General features: G+C 45.4%; 10 protein-coding genes and 1 tRNA gene. 1 reads left to right on the forward strand and 10 read right to left on the reverse strand.

Features of this window, described 5'->3' with window-relative positions; all coding sequences use genetic code 11:
- Window positions 1-2 precede the first annotated feature (2 nt).
- The 10 genes from HMPREF0670_RS08650 to HMPREF0670_RS08695 form a co-directional block, all read right to left on the reverse strand.
- Entirely contained in the window at window positions 3-1073 is a 1071-nt protein-coding gene (locus tag HMPREF0670_RS08650) for a DUF1848 domain-containing protein (RefSeq protein WP_009230784.1), read from the reverse strand.
- Window positions 1074-1766: 693 nt separating this feature from the next.
- Window positions 1767-2123, reverse strand: coding sequence for a hypothetical protein (locus HMPREF0670_RS08655; RefSeq protein WP_044078079.1), 357 nt, complete (start codon window positions 2121-2123; stop codon window positions 1767-1769).
- 35 nt (window positions 2124-2158) lie between these two features.
- On the reverse strand, window positions 2159-2722 hold the full coding sequence (locus HMPREF0670_RS08660; RefSeq protein ID WP_009230786.1) for a hypothetical protein: 564 nt from the start codon (window positions 2720-2722) through the stop codon (window positions 2159-2161).
- A gap of 27 nt (window positions 2723-2749) precedes the next feature.
- Window positions 2750-4933 (reverse strand): alpha-galactosidase, encoded by a 2184-nt coding sequence (locus HMPREF0670_RS08665; RefSeq protein ID WP_009230787.1) that lies wholly within the window; start codon window positions 4931-4933, stop codon window positions 2750-2752.
- 213 nt (window positions 4934-5146) lie between these two features.
- The gene (locus HMPREF0670_RS08670; RefSeq protein WP_009230788.1) at window positions 5147-5965 is read right to left on the reverse strand and encodes a hypothetical protein; all 819 of its coding nucleotides are present in this window, start codon (window positions 5963-5965) and stop codon (window positions 5147-5149) included.
- A 192-nt stretch (window positions 5966-6157) separates the two neighbouring features.
- Window positions 6158-6304, reverse strand: a complete 147-nt coding sequence (locus tag HMPREF0670_RS17090) for a transposase (RefSeq protein ID WP_410524380.1) — start codon at window positions 6302-6304, stop codon at window positions 6158-6160.
- 289 nt (window positions 6305-6593) lie between these two features.
- Window positions 6594-7412 (reverse strand): hypothetical protein, encoded by an 819-nt coding sequence (locus HMPREF0670_RS08680; RefSeq protein WP_009230790.1) that lies wholly within the window; start codon window positions 7410-7412, stop codon window positions 6594-6596.
- Window positions 7413-8430: 1018 nt separating this feature from the next.
- Window positions 8431-8501: transfer RNA gene (locus tag HMPREF0670_RS08685), tRNA-Gln, on the reverse strand.
- Between the two features lie 1571 nt (window positions 8502-10072).
- Complete coding sequence (locus tag HMPREF0670_RS08690) at window positions 10073-10555, reverse strand: SMI1/KNR4 family protein (RefSeq protein ID WP_009230792.1); 483 nt, start codon at window positions 10553-10555, stop codon at window positions 10073-10075.
- A 170-nt stretch (window positions 10556-10725) separates the two neighbouring features.
- Window positions 10726-12393, reverse strand: a complete 1668-nt coding sequence (locus HMPREF0670_RS08695; protein ID WP_009230793.1) for a formate--tetrahydrofolate ligase — start codon at window positions 12391-12393, stop codon at window positions 10726-10728.
- 311 nt (window positions 12394-12704) lie between these two features.
- On the opposite strand from HMPREF0670_RS08695, the gene miaB reads away from it, so the two are divergent.
- Window positions 12705-14027: a tRNA (N6-isopentenyl adenosine(37)-C2)-methylthiotransferase MiaB gene (gene miaB / locus HMPREF0670_RS08705; protein ID WP_009230794.1), complete on the forward strand. Its 1323-nt coding sequence runs from the start codon at window positions 12705-12707 to the stop codon at window positions 14025-14027.
- Window positions 14028-14110: the final 83 nt, after the last annotated feature.

Consider the following 14110-nt stretch of genomic DNA (forward strand, 5'->3'; position numbering starts at 1 on the left):
AATTATTTACCTGTAATTGTATCGGCGTTTCTGTTCTGTTGATGTCGCTTCCAGTTTTCTATAGCGAGTTTTTGGGTCGTATTTGCATAACAATATTCACAAAGATGTGGACAAGTATTATACTCACCAATATCCTTTGCAGCCATGCAACCGCATAAAGCCCTTTGACCAGGATCTTTTTTATGGGCGCTAATAAAGTATTGGTTATTAGGAAGGCATGTGGCGCCTTCTGGAAGCAAAACTCCTGCGTCGTCAAACAAGGAGGGTGAAGGCATTGGCTTAACCTTTACCTTCATAAAATTCATAAGTTTCTTATCATCCCATGCTAACCGAGTTATGAGATCAGCATCAATACAACGATTATGGAGAATACCATATCTTTCAATATCAATCTTTTCGCTACAAGTAGCAAGCTGATAATTCCAGCCACGCTCAATATTCATTTGTGAGAGTTTTGCTGCAAACTCCAGCATTTGCTCCTCAGTCCACTCATGATAGGGAACACCGCTTTTCTCTAAGTTATATTTCACTTTTTTGTAGGTTGCGATATCTGCATACGAGAACACAAGCTTCTCTGTATAACCTTTTAAGGCATCACCAATATTTTTTACTTTATCGAGCAAGTTTCCTATGGAAATATCATCTGTTAAAATAATAGGGTCAAATCTCCAAATAACACTTCCAAGTCCTAGTTCTTTAACTAACAACTTAAATGTTTCAATACGCTTGGAGAGAGGGGGGACTTTCTCTAACTGATTACCTTCATAATCATTCAAAGTATATTGAACATAACATTTGATGTTTTTGCATTTTAGAACGCTTAAGTATGGGAGAAGTGGGCGTGGGTTCTTCGACCAGAATACAATGAATCGTGTGTTGATATATGAAACATACGATTTAACACCATTAAAAGGATTTGTCCATGCGGAGAACCCCTTCTCTAATCGGTCGAAAAACCAATCTGCATAGAATGCCGGAATGTCAGTACTTCTGCTTGCAGATATGATAATGGGTGCCTGTGCTTTCACAGTTTTTCCATCAATTATAATATCAGTATATTCCCAAGTTGCCATTTCTAATCTTTATATCAGCATTCTTTTTCTATTCTCGATGGATATGCTTTTTCCAAGCGCATTATCTGTTTTTAATCTTTTTAAATTCTTTTTTGAAGTAAAAAATAGCAGTATTGGTAATTGTTAGTTGGAGTTATGATTAGTGCTCTGCTGTTTTCTGTCAAAATAATGGCTTTGATAAGGTGGAATATGAAAACGTCCTACAACTCCATTATAAATTACCCTGTAATTATGATTTGTTCGCAGAACTTATATATCTATCCGTACAAAGGTACATAATACTTTTCTAATAAAGAAAGATTCAGGGTCGTTTTTTATATTGAAGGCATCGTGGCTTTCTCCTCATTATATACTTACAGGAAACATGTTTACAACTAGTAGAGAATGCACTGAGTAGCCTCTAACAGCCCATCTTCGGGACATAATTACATTATGTCACAGAGAAATGGAGTAGGATTTAATTGTCGTTGTAAGTTTGTCCAGCACTTCGTACGTGAGATGTTCATTTATATTGCTTTTCGCATCACAAGGCTAATACAACTCTCAATTATAGCAGTCTTAAAAGTCAAGACGACTTCGTTGAATATCATTCCATTTCTTTCTTACAATTTGGTTTGCCACCAAGGTTTTTAACGTAACCATTAGCTGAATATTATCTGCAAGTGCCGTTAGTGCGCCTTAAAATTATAAGTGCTAACGCTTATTGTCACGATGTTGTTGTACATTGATGTCGTTGGATTGTTCGCAGCGTTTTTTCAAATCTTGGGGTAAATCATCGCGCAAACAAATGGCAACTTTACAGCCTGTGTCGCCTGTGTTGTAGATTAACCGCATCAGTTCGTCATCTAAGTGTTTAAACTCGGCTATTTCAGACATGATGCAATAGGCCAAATCGTTTGGCAATTTGCCCAGCAATTCTTTCACGATAGGCTCAGCGTCTGCTTGTTCAACGTCGAGACGTATGGCTATATTGCTTGACGTTTCCCACGTTTTGCTTAGCTTTTCAAAATCGCAAAACACGTTTTCCTTATTTATATGTAGTGTTCTCATTTGAAATGTGATAGCGTCTTGTTTGTATTTAGGTGCTAGCATTCAACTTTAAGTTGCATGATTTTTTGCTTGAATTTGTTGAGTTCAATCAAGTCAAAACCGCTGTCCATGTGGTGTATCACCCTTAACAGTTGCTTTTGAACTGCGAGTTCTTGAGAAATAAATGCGTCTGAGTTGCTCATCCTTTTGTTACTTAACGCAATTATATCTGCTGTTTCGACAAGTTTAATTGCGCAGTAATCAATGTACTTCGCATCGTTCTCCTTGATGAAGTCAAGATAATATGCCTGTGCTATTGCTGCATTCTGTGCCAAAACCGCCTCGTTTCTTCCATCTTCATCTGTGTCTGGTATTATTTGTTCTACCAACTTTATGTCATCAGAACTAACACGTGTTTCAATTTGATTAAACAGTTCTTGGGTGCAATTAAACAGCATTTTATCTGTTAATTGACTGATTGCGTCAAACCGACAACGCTTGTTGGTGCTTATGAGGTAACTTTCGAGAAAGCTTTCCATCCTTATCACACAACTGATGCCAAACAGCAATTGCTTGTTTGGCGATAGTGCTAATATGCTGTCCTCAATTGTCTTTTCCATCACTTACAACTACATGGCGATGCGCTTTCACTCTTTTACCAATTCGATAATACGGCTATCGAGCTGGTTTCCGCCCAATACTTTAAGCCCAACCTTGTGTAGGTAGTCGCCCGTAAAGCACTTGTTGTGGAAGGCCAGATGGCTTTCTTGCCCTGGCATGAGGCAAATTTCGCGCACGCGATAAGTGGCGGCGGGGTCTAAACCTTGTAAACGGGTGCTGATGATGGTTTCGTTATACCGCGGATGCAGGTCGTAGGCAAAGAGTAGGGCATGCGTTTTCTCGTCGTTTACGCGCATCAGGGCGCAATGACTGGTTTCGTAAGGCGATACCAAACGATAAAGATTGGGGGCGAAAATGATGGGTTTAAGTCGGTTATACTCCTTTATCGCCGCCTGGCAATAAGCCAAATCGTTTGGCGAAAGGTGTTTCAGGTCGAGATCGAAGCCCAATTTACACGAGAAATCTACATCTAAACGAAACTTCACCGAGGCAGTTTTGTTCCAGTCGGTAACGTGCGAACACATGGCCTTTGCAGGCATAAAGTGCGAGAAAGCCCACTGAATGTAGATGCGCTCAACGGGGTCGGTATTGTCTGAACACCAAAACTCGGTGAAATACTTCAAGGCCTCGAAGTCGCAACGGGCGCCTCCGCCCGAACAAAGCATCATGTAAAGCTTGGGATATTTGGCTTGAACGCGGTTGAGAACGGCGTAAAGTCCGCGCACATAGTCAACGTATAGGTTGCCTTGTCGTGCTTTAAGGTTGGGTGAAAAGATGTTGGTGATGGGGCTATTGCAATCCCATTTCATGAATTTGATGTTGGGATTTTCTTTCATTAGCCCGTCTATCACGCCGAAAACAAAGTCTTGCACTTCGGGGTTTGTTAGGTCTAGCACCAGTTGGTGGCGGAAAAGATAAGTCTCGCGGTCGGGCAAACGCAATATCCAATGTGGTTTGTTGCGTGCCAGTTCGCTTTCGGGGTTCACCATTTCGGGCTCAATCCAGATGCCAAAGTCCACGCCTTGCTCGTTCGCCCCTTTCACCAAGGCCGGTATTCCGCCAGGCAATTTGGCGCGATTAGCCTGCCAATCGCCCAGCCCTGCTTTGTCGTCGTTGCGCGGATAGCGGTTGCCAAACCATCCATCGTCTAGCAAAAAGAGGTCTACCCCTAGGCTTTTGGTCTGCCCAAAGAGGTTGTCCAGTTTCTGTTCGTCGAAGTCGAAGTAGGTGTTTTCCCAATTGTTAAGCAGCGTCATGCGGTCTTCTTGCGCCATATACAACCTGTGGTTCAAGGCCCAACGCTGAAAGTTGCGGCTGCCTTGCCCAGTTCCTTGGGTGCTTAGTGTGAAGATAAACTCAGGTGTGCGAAAGGTTTTGCCGCGGTCGAGCGTATAGGTTGAGGCGTCGGGATTGATGCCTGCCAATATGCGCAGCTGGTTGTTGTGGTCTACTTCGAATGTAAAACGAAAGTTCCCCGTCCAACCGATGGTGCCCATTAGCACCTTACCGTGGTTCTCGGAAACGGGCGAGCCGAGGCCAACCTCGAAGAAAGGGGAAGCCAACATGGCGGCTCGTGTGCCCAGGCGGGTGTCTATCGTCTTGCGTCCAAAGTTCAATTGGGTTTGGCTCATCTGCATTTCGCGCGCCCAATCGCCGCTAAACTCGGTTAGATAATACGTGGGTTCTTCGAAATAGAGCATGGCAGAGGCATAGCGGCCCAGGCTTATTGGCTTGTTTTCGCCGTGGCTAATCTCCGCCCATTGGCAGATAACGTCTTCCTTAGCGTAGGCCAAATAGTGCAGATTAACGTTTAATGGGTACTTCTCGTCGCGCAGTTTCACAACGGTTTCGGTGGCTCCGTTGCGCGCGGTTTGCGTATGCGACACGTATTTAAGCACCGAAGTGGGGTTGCCGTTGTTGTGGGTAAGTTGCAGTGCTGGTTCAAAATAGTCTTCTGTTCCCATAACGGGGTACGCCTCAGAGCCTGCCCACATGGGCGAAGTTTGATTGGCGCGCGGCATAAAAAGCTGGTCGAGGGGCGTTGCATCGCTTAGTTTTTCGCCTAGATAAGCTTGGTAGAGCCGCCCGTTCGGTTTCACTTCCAGCACCAGTTGTACGTTATTGGTGTGTATCGAAATTATGTTCTTGGCGTAGGCTGCCACGCCGACGAGCATCAATATGGCCAATACGAGGAGTTTGAGGAGTTTCATTTGTTGCGTTTAGGATGTTTAGCGTTTATGAATTGTTGGTGTTTTGAACCGATGTTTTTTATTATAACGGATTGTTGTTCGAAGGCGAAACGTGGCCAATTTCTTGCGATAGGCTGTTGTTCTGCACCGCTCTTGCTGGCGCAAAGGTAGCTGTTTTATTTCAACTACAAACAAAAGTTGATTGGAGTTTGATTGGAAAAGAAAGCCCACGCACTATTGATGCGGCGTACCTTCCCTTTTTGTAATTTCCGAATATAGGCGGCCAATCCTTACTGCTTGCATTGGGGCGAACGCTTTTTCGTCGCATGCACGATTGATGCTGTCGCATAAGTCGTCTACCTTTTTATCTAGTTTAGAAAAGGCAAGTTTGGTTTCTGCATCCTGTTTGCGCGCCAGTTTCTTGTTTAGCGCCTCTAACTGGATATAGCTGTCTTCAAAATCGTCTAACAATTTATCCCATTTTGCAACGTTTGCAGCAGAAACAGTGTTGCACAAGACATACACATCGGCATAGGCTTCCTTTAAGTCAGAGGCGTTTACGGTTGCTATCTTAAAGGTGGCGGCATCTTTCGGCAGGTTGTCTTCAACAATCATGTCGAACGAAACCCAATACTCGCCGCTCTTGGTCATCATCTCTTTAAGCTTTGCATCGTCTTTATAGCTGTTTCCTATTGAGGAAAACTTGGCAATAGATTGGCCTTGCTTGTCGCAAACGTCAAGGGAAAGGGGACCGTTGGTGTAGTCTTTAAATGTTTCGTCGTTGGGGTTGCCTTTGCCGTTAGACCTTATCTTGACCGCGATGGTGGCGTAGCGAAGTAGTTTCTGGGTATAGTTTAAGCGGTATTCGCCTTCAACTACTTCGAGCACAGCAGACAACGAACCATCTATTTTAACCGTAGTTGGTTTAAGCATAACGCTTGCATTGAACGTCTCTTCTTGCTCGTTGGCGGCGCGGTTGCTCGGGTTGCTGCTGCAAGACGTTAGGTAATGCACTGCGATGAGGGCCGTAAAGATAACAAGAATTCTTTTCATAATCATACTTTTCTATCATAGGGGTTTGTCATTCGAAAGCGAAACGTGGCCAATTTCTAGCCCTAGGCCGATTTTAGCCTTTGTCTCGTTGGCGCAAAGGTAGTTATTTTTTATCTCAACCACAAGCCATTGTCATCCTGTTTGATAGAAAAACGCAACACGCTAAGTGGCTCGGCGGAAGATAAGTGGGGGCTATGTATATATATTTGAAAGCCTAAACATGAAGAACTTTATAGCCGCAACTCCTCTCAAAGTCGCCCTGAAAGCCTTTATCTCTGCATTGAAAGATTCGGCGAATGCGTTTGTTGCCCTGCTCACAAAGCAGTTGAGCATCCCCATCGTAATGTCCGTATAAGGTTGCTGCAATTATGTTGATGCTCTTGAATATAGAGTTGGCAACCTTGTTGTACCACCAGGGCCAAGGCAAGGTCGTTGTTTAGCCAGTTGTAATCTAGTGGAGTGGGTGTAATCTTGGTGCCGTCGGGAGCTGTTGGCCTTTTATAGCAGTTGGCAAAACGCCCAACATAATCGCCCATAGCATCCTTTACGGTCAGGTTTTCGACCGTGGTTTTGGCCTGCACTATGGTGCCACAGGCGCACCAAGTGCGGGCACGACTAATCCCTAATCTTAGTGAAAGCCACCCTCTTCGATGCTCTTCGCCTTCATGTGTATGCCGCCCAACCTCACCATTTGCATTGGGGCGAGCGCATGGGCTTTAACAGCAGAGTCTATTTGTGCCCACATTCGCTCTTTCTTACCATTCAATTTGCTGCGTTCAGAATCAAGTTGAGTAGGGTTAAGTTCATCCGTTTGCTTGTTCATGGCCAGCTCTTTGAGGTAGGTTGTTTCAAGTTCGTCTATCAATTTATCCCATTTTTCAACCTGCTCCATCGAACTGGTGTTGCAATTGAGGCGAAATTTATCCTTCAAATCCTGGTTTGCATACGTAACATCATAACCAATGGTAAAGCCATCAATGTTCTTGGCCAGGTCGCTGGGTATCATTCCGACAAACGAGATGCACACCTCCCCACCCTTTTTCAAGGCTTCTTTCAGCTTAGCGTCGTCTTTATAGCTGCTTGCCAAAGGCACAACATCTGCAAGAATCTTACCGTATTGATTGCAAAAGTAAAGATACAAGGGGCCGTTGACAAAGTCGGTTAAGGCAGAACTGCTTACATCGTCATTACCCTTACACTTAAACTTAACATCCATCACGATGTAGTTAAGCAGTTTTTTGGTAAAATGCAGACAATAATCTGCATCAACCACTCTGAGCGAAACATCGTCTTTACTCTTAACATCAAGGCGTTTAGGACTGAGCACCACCACCGTATCACTACCTTTTTCACCACGCCCACAAGTGCACTTGCCCTCATTCTTAGCGCACGATGACACCAACAGCACCGCCACAAGGGCCATCAAAACAACAAAATATCGTTTCATATTTAAATAATTATACTACAATTACCTGAGAAACAGGCGAACAAACAGCCCCACTTAGGCCCACAATGCAGAGCATAAAGGCCATTAAGGAAAGTGCACAAAGTTAGTTATTTTATTTTACTTACATTGCATTAACGCCCCTATTTCTTTTATCTAGAAATCAAATAGTCGATGGTAAGTGTTAAATTTCTTGCTTTTCTTTACAAAACACACTCCTGCGGGCTCACCCTTCTAGAAGAAATCGCACCCCAAAAGCATAGAAAACGCACCGCTAAAACCAGTTTTTGACCTTGACCGTGCACCACACGACATGCCATTTGCTATGTTTTAGCCCTATTTTGTCTTCCCAAATGCGACGCAAACCCAAAAAATCATCGCTCCGAAAAGCATAAAAATGCGCAAAAAACAACACTTTTTGTTCTGCCATATGCACCATTTAGGTGTGCAAAATGCAGCAAAACGCAGTGCATTTAGCACCAAAACGCAAGGCATTTAGCACCAAAACGCAGTGCGAAATGCACCACTTAGCACCACTAAAAGCTATAAAATGCCATGAAAAAGCGAAATACGGGAGAAAAAGAGCGATAAAACGGAAAAACAAACCATAAAACAAGGCGCAACTAACGATAATTGGCACAAACCTCAAAAACAACTCGCCACCTTAAGAAAAAATGCATATAAACGGCACTAAATACGTAAAAGCAGCCCAAAAGCGCACTATAAACGCGCAAGCCGCAGACAATCAGCCACTTACGAATTATCGAAATACGCGCAAAAAACAGCACCGCTGGCAGGTTGGTGAGTAGAACAGGCACTCATAATGTTAAAAAACAGTGCAAAATCTTTACAAAACGGCGTTCTTAATGCCCTCACTCGCACCTTCATCTCTGGCCTAAACCACTGGCAACCCAACAAAGCGCGCCATAACTTTGACCTTGTCACCGCCCCACCATCCCCATTTCACCGAGTTACAAACACAAAAAAGAGGCTCTCCCTTTCGAAAGAACCTCTTCTAAGGTTGTCCCAGATGGACTCGAACCACCGCTGACAGAACCAAAAACTGTAGTGCTACCATTACACCATGGGACAATTAACGGGTGCAAAGGTACTTGTTTTCGGGCATGCCACCAAATTTTAACCCAACTTTTTTATGCTTAATGGGCAAAAAATGTGGAGAAGAAGGGGTGAAAAGGACTTTTAAAGGTGAAAGGGTGAAAGGGTGAAAGGATGGCTGCGCCCTTAAAGGTGAAAGGGTGAAAAATTGAAAAGGTGAAAAGATGGCTGCGCCTTGCTCGCTTGTCAACTTATCTACTTGTCCACTGGCGAAGGTGAAAGAAAGGTTGCGCCACCAGTCTTGTTAACTCGTTAACTTGTTACTTGTCAATGACAAGTGCGACCGTATCTGCTAATGAACGTGTGCGGTTTGTTGGGCTAATAACTAGAAATTCTAGTAAATCTTGTCGGACTTGTCAGACCTGTCAGACCCGTCTGACCCGTCTGACTAGGAGAACTAGATAAGATAAACAAGCCCCGCTAGCTTAATTAACCAAATGCCTGAAACTCATTAACCCGCCTGCCACCGCCTCGTTTTTTGTCTGCTTTTCCGTACGGCTTTTAACACTATGGCTGCCCTTTTTATCCACCACCTCACCCCACTTGCCAAAAAATCGATTCTCACGAGGGTTCATTTTGATGCAAAATAGGGGTTGTCTGTGAATGCGGCAAAATGAATATTTATTTCAAAAGACCGCCATTTGCGCGCTTTTGGAGGTCATTTGCTACTAATTGCAGTGTGTTTTGGTGCTAAATGCAGTGCGTTTTGATGCTAAATGCAGTGCGTTTTGGTGCTAAATGCAGTGTGTTTTGGTGCTAAATGAAGCGCGTTTTGGTGCTAAACGCAGTGCATTTTGGTGCTAAACGCAAGGAGATAAGCATAAAAATACACAGGAATAGTATAAATAAAACCTTTCAGAACCATCAAAAACATGGTCAAAAAGGGCAAAACGACCGTTAAAAAGTGGGATTTTAGGGGCTAAATGTGCGTAATTGGGCTTGAGAAATTTTGAGTTGGCAACCAAACTAGAAAGGCAAAATGGTGCAAAATGCAGGTTTCGCTCCTAAAAACAGACAAAACAAAAGGCGTGAAAGACTAAAAATAGTGACTATTTACCCACTTTACAGCCTAAATTTTCGCTAGAACGGAGTGAAATTTAGAGCGCACTTGTAAAATAAAAGATAATATTTTAAGTTTTCAGCTGGTGAGTTATTTGAGCTGATGAGTTATTTGAGCTGATGAGTTATTTGAGCTGATGAGTTATTTGAGCTGATGAGTTATTTGAGTTGGTGAGTTATTTGAATTGATGAGTTATTTGAGTTGATAAGTTGATGAGTTATTTGAGTTGGTGAGTTATTTGAGTTGGTGAGTTATTTGAGTTGGTGAGTTATTTGAGCTTATGAGTTTATGAATTATTTGAGCTGATGAGTTATTTGAGCTGATGAGTTATTTGAGTTGATGAGTTATTTGAGCTGATGAGTTTATAAGTATGGGCGTTTGGGAGTTGATGGGTTTGTGAATTGCCGAGTTAATGCGGAGGTGAGTTTTTTAAGTTGACGGGTTGATGTATTCGGGACACTAAAATATGTTTTTATATGGTAGTACGTTACGTATTATTATTAAACACCCAATTTTCTAAAGAAGAACAGAAAACATCAAAGCTAGGAGCAACCATTATCAATCCTTCTTCCAATGAATACTCATGATAAAATGCTTTAATTACCCCCGTTGAAACCTCTATCCAAATATCATTACCACATCCATCATCAGCAAAGGGGATATGGGTTTGGACAAAATAATCTAGCTGAGCGTCATCCTGTAATTGAAGATTCCTAACCTTAACAATATCATCAAGCTTTAAAAAGAATCCTATTTCTATTTTATCCCAATCCCCCTTTTCAATAGAATAAAACGCATGCCTAAACATCATTGCCTGCTTTGGGAACAAGACACCATCAAACATGAGATAAAATTGAATGAAACTATTGATCTTATTACCACCAACTCCCAAAGACTGCCTTATTTCTTCTTCGGAAAGTCCAGAATCCCTGCCTTCATACAACAATCTGTTATTGGTAAACAAGTTCATTTTTCCTTCTTCTTATATTACTTTACCTGTTGTCTCTTGCATGCAGTACTTCAAAGCACTGGCATAGGTACGTATGATTCAACAGCGAAAACACAGTTTGTGTGCACTTAAAATGCGAGGTGGGTTCCAAGATGCACATTAAATATACTTGGAACCCACCTTCGTTAAAACTACGACAAGCCTTCGATTACGCCGTTAACGACGTCGATGCGTTCGGCTTGCGGACTCTTTGGCAAGCCAGGCATGCGCATGATGTCGCCTGCAACAGCCACAATCATTTCCGAACCCGTGTTGATAACAAAGTCGCGGATGGTGATGTCGAAGTTGGTAGGCAGTCCGTAGGCCTTCGCATCCTCCGAAAACGAGTATTGCGTCTTAGCAACACACACGGGGAAATGCTCTAAGCCCAGTTCCTTAATGCGCGCCAACTTCTTCTTGGCGGCAGGTTTCAGCACCACCTTATTTGCCCCATATATGTTTTGCGCAATCTTACGCACCTTCGTTTCGATGTCGTCGGCATCGTCGTAAAGCATACGCAGCGGTTCAGAGGGGTTCTTCTCGATGGTTTTAACCACCAATCGTGCGATGTCTTCCGCCCCTTTTCCGCCCTCGCCGAAGGCCGTGTTGAGTGCAAAGCCCACGCCAAGTTCCTCGCAATGGCGGCGAACGACGTCTAATTCCTCATCGGTGTCGGTGGCAAAGCGGTTCAGGCACACCACCACCGTTTGGCCAAAGGCCTGCATGTTGGCGATGTGCTTGTCCATGTTGGCCAATCCGCGGCGCACGCCCTCCACGTTAGGCTCCTTTATTTCCTTTTCGTTCACGCCGCCGTGCATCTTCAACGCCTGCGCGGTGGCCACCAAAACGGTTAGTTTGGGCGAGATGCCCGCCTTTCGGCACTTGATGTCGAAGAACTTCTCGGCGCCCAAGTCGGCGCCGAACCCCGCCTCCGTGATGGCATAGTCGCCAAAGGTCATGGCCATCTTAGTTGCGAGCACGCTATTGCAGCCGTGTGCGATGTTGGCAAAGGGACCGCCGTGGATAAAGGCCGGCGTATTCTCGATGGTCTGAACCATATTGGGATGGATGGCATCGTGCAGGATGGCGACGATGGCACCGCCCACGCCCAGGTCTTTAACGGTGAAGGGCTTGCCTTGCAGCGTTACGCCCAGCAACACGTTGTCGATGCGGCGGCGCAGGTCCTCTTCGCTTGTTGCGAGGCAGAAGATGGCCATTATCTCCGAGGCGGGCGTGATGTCGAAGCCCCCTTCGGTAACGATGCCGTCGGTTTTTCCGCCCAATCCCGTAACGATGGTGCGCAGGTTGCGGTCGTTCACATCGAGAACGCGCCGCCACAACACCTCTTTCATGCCGAATCCGTCGTCTTGGTGTTGGTAAATATAGTTGTCTAGCAGGGCAGCAATCATGTTGTTGGCCGAAGTGATGGCGTGGAAGTCGCCCGTAAAGTGCAAGTTAATCTTCTCCATCGGCAACACCTGTGCATATCCGCCGCCAGCAGCTCCCCCCTTCATGCCAAAGCATGGGCCTAGCGAGGGTTCGCGTAAAGCAACCACGGCGTTCTTCCCTATGCGGTTCATGCCCAGGGCCAAGCCCACGCTGACCGTGGTTTTACCGTTTCCGCTTTTGGTGGGCGTAATGGATGTAACCAAGATGAGGTTGCATTTCTTTACGCGCTCTTCGTCGATGAGCGTGTATGGAACTTTGGCGATATGCTTGCCATAGGGTTCTAACTTAACGGCAGAAATGCCGGCCTTTGCGGCAATGTCGTTAATAGGCAACAGTGTAGCCTCACGGGCAATCTCGAAATCTGTCTTCATAGATGTGTAAAGCGTTAGTATAGTAATAATCTTATTGATTTAACTCTGGGTCAAATTTAGGTTATTTTTTTGCAACAGCCAAGCGTTTTGCCAATAAAAAGACAACGAAAAGTGCATTTTGTACATGCAGAGGATGGGCAAAGTGCACAGTGCCAACCACAACGGTGAAGAGGAAAGGGGAGGCGGCAACACATGCAACGGCATCACTTTCTGCCCTTCGGCCTACCCTATTTCCCGAAAAATGTAGTACCTTTGCACCACGATAACAACGGTTAGGCATAGCCTAACACACTTTTCCTACAACAAGAGTAATGAAAAAGCTATATATTGAGACCTACGGCTGCCAGATGAACGTGGCCGATAGCGAGGTGGTGGCTGCGGTGATGCAGATGGCTGGCTACGAAATGTGCCAAGACGAAGCCGATGCCGACGCCATATTTATGAACACTTGCAGCGTGAGAGAGAATGCGGAGAACAAGATTTATAACCGACTTGACACGCTGCACGCCGAGCAAAAGAAGGGCCGAAAGGTGATTTTGGGCGTGCTGGGCTGCATGGCCGAACGCGTGAAAGACGACTTGATTGAAAACCACCACGCCCAGTTGGTGGCCGGACCAGACTCGTATCTGAACCTGCCCGACATGATTGCGCAGGCAGAAGCGGGCAACAAGGCCATCGACATCGCCCTATCGAAGACCGAAACTTACAGGGATGTGGTGCCGAAACGCGTGGCATTGGCCAAGATTAGCGGCTTTGTGAGCATCATGCGCGGCTGCGACAACTTCTGCCACTATTGCATCGTGCCTTATACGCGCGGTAGAGAGCGGTCGCGCGATGTGGATAGCATCCTTAACGAGGTGCGAAACCTACAACAACAAGGCTACAAAGAGGTTACGCTATTGGGGCAGAACGTTAACAGCTACCAGTTTGTGAACGAAGAGGGACAAACAATAGACTTCCCCCAACTGCTGCGACTGGTGGCCGAGGCGGTTCCCACAATGCGCATTCGTTTCTCTACGCCCCACCCAAAGGATATGAGCGATGCCACACTGCGCGTTATTGCCGAGGTTCCAAACGTTTGCAGGCACATACACTTGCCCATACAAAGCGGTAGCGACAAAGTGCTGAAACTGATGAACCGCAAATATACCGTGGAATGGTATCTTAGCCGGGTAAAGGCCATTCGCGAGCTAGTGCCCGACTGCGGTTTGTCGACCGACATCTTTGTGGGCTATCACGGCGAGACGGAGGCCGACCACGAGGAGTCGCTCCGCATCATGCGCGAAGTGGGTTACGACTCGGCCTTTATGTTTAAGTACAGCGAACGCCCCGGCACTTATGCCTCGAAACATCTGCCCGACGATGTTCCCGAAGACGTGAAGATACGTCGCCTGAACGAATTGATTATGGTTCAGAACGAGAACTCGGCTCGCGCCAACCACGCCGAGGTGGGAAACGTTCGCGAAGTGTTGGTTGAAGGGCCGTCGAAGCGCAGTCGCGAACAGCTTTGCGGCCGAACCGAACAAAACAAGATGGTGGTGTTCGACAAGGGTAACCACCATATTGGCGAGTATGTAAAGGTGCGGATAACGGGCAGTACTAGCGCCACACTGCTGGGAGAAGCAGTAGGATGAACAAGGGATTGATCATTCGAAAGATGCCAAGACTAAGGGGTATAGCTTCTGCTCACCACATTATAAATTGAGCTCATTTTATT

It is taken from the genome of Prevotella sp. oral taxon 317 str. F0108 (assembly GCF_000162415.1).
GTDB classification, from domain to species: Bacteria; Bacteroidota; Bacteroidia; order Bacteroidales; family Bacteroidaceae; genus Prevotella; species Prevotella conceptionensis.

Coding starts and splice junctions, on each gene's coding strand:
- HMPREF0670_RS08650 (WP_009230784.1), bottom strand. CDS start 1,073: ATGGCAACTTGGGAATATACTGATATTATAATTGATGGAAAAACTGTG.
- HMPREF0670_RS08655 (WP_044078079.1), bottom strand. CDS start 2,123: ATGAGAACACTACATATAAATAAGGAAAACGTGTTTTGCGATTTTGAA.
- HMPREF0670_RS08660 (WP_009230786.1), bottom strand. CDS start 2,722: ATGGAAAAGACAATTGAGGACAGCATATTAGCACTATCGCCAAACAAG.
- HMPREF0670_RS08665 (WP_009230787.1), bottom strand. CDS start 4,933: ATGAAACTCCTCAAACTCCTCGTATTGGCCATATTGATGCTCGTCGGC.
- HMPREF0670_RS08670 (WP_009230788.1), bottom strand. CDS start 5,965: ATGAAAAGAATTCTTGTTATCTTTACGGCCCTCATCGCAGTGCATTAC.
- HMPREF0670_RS17090 (WP_410524380.1), bottom strand. CDS start 6,304: ATGGGGATGCTCAACTGCTTTGTGAGCAGGGCAACAAACGCATTCGCC.
- HMPREF0670_RS08680 (WP_009230790.1), bottom strand. CDS start 7,412: ATGAAACGATATTTTGTTGTTTTGATGGCCCTTGTGGCGGTGCTGTTG.
- HMPREF0670_RS08690 (WP_009230792.1), bottom strand. CDS start 10,555: ATGAACTTGTTTACCAATAACAGATTGTTGTATGAAGGCAGGGATTCT.
- HMPREF0670_RS08695 (WP_009230793.1), bottom strand. CDS start 12,393: ATGAAGACAGATTTCGAGATTGCCCGTGAGGCTACACTGTTGCCTATT.
- miaB (WP_009230794.1), top strand. CDS start 12,705: ATGAAAAAGCTATATATTGAGACCTACGGCTGCCAGATGAACGTGGCC.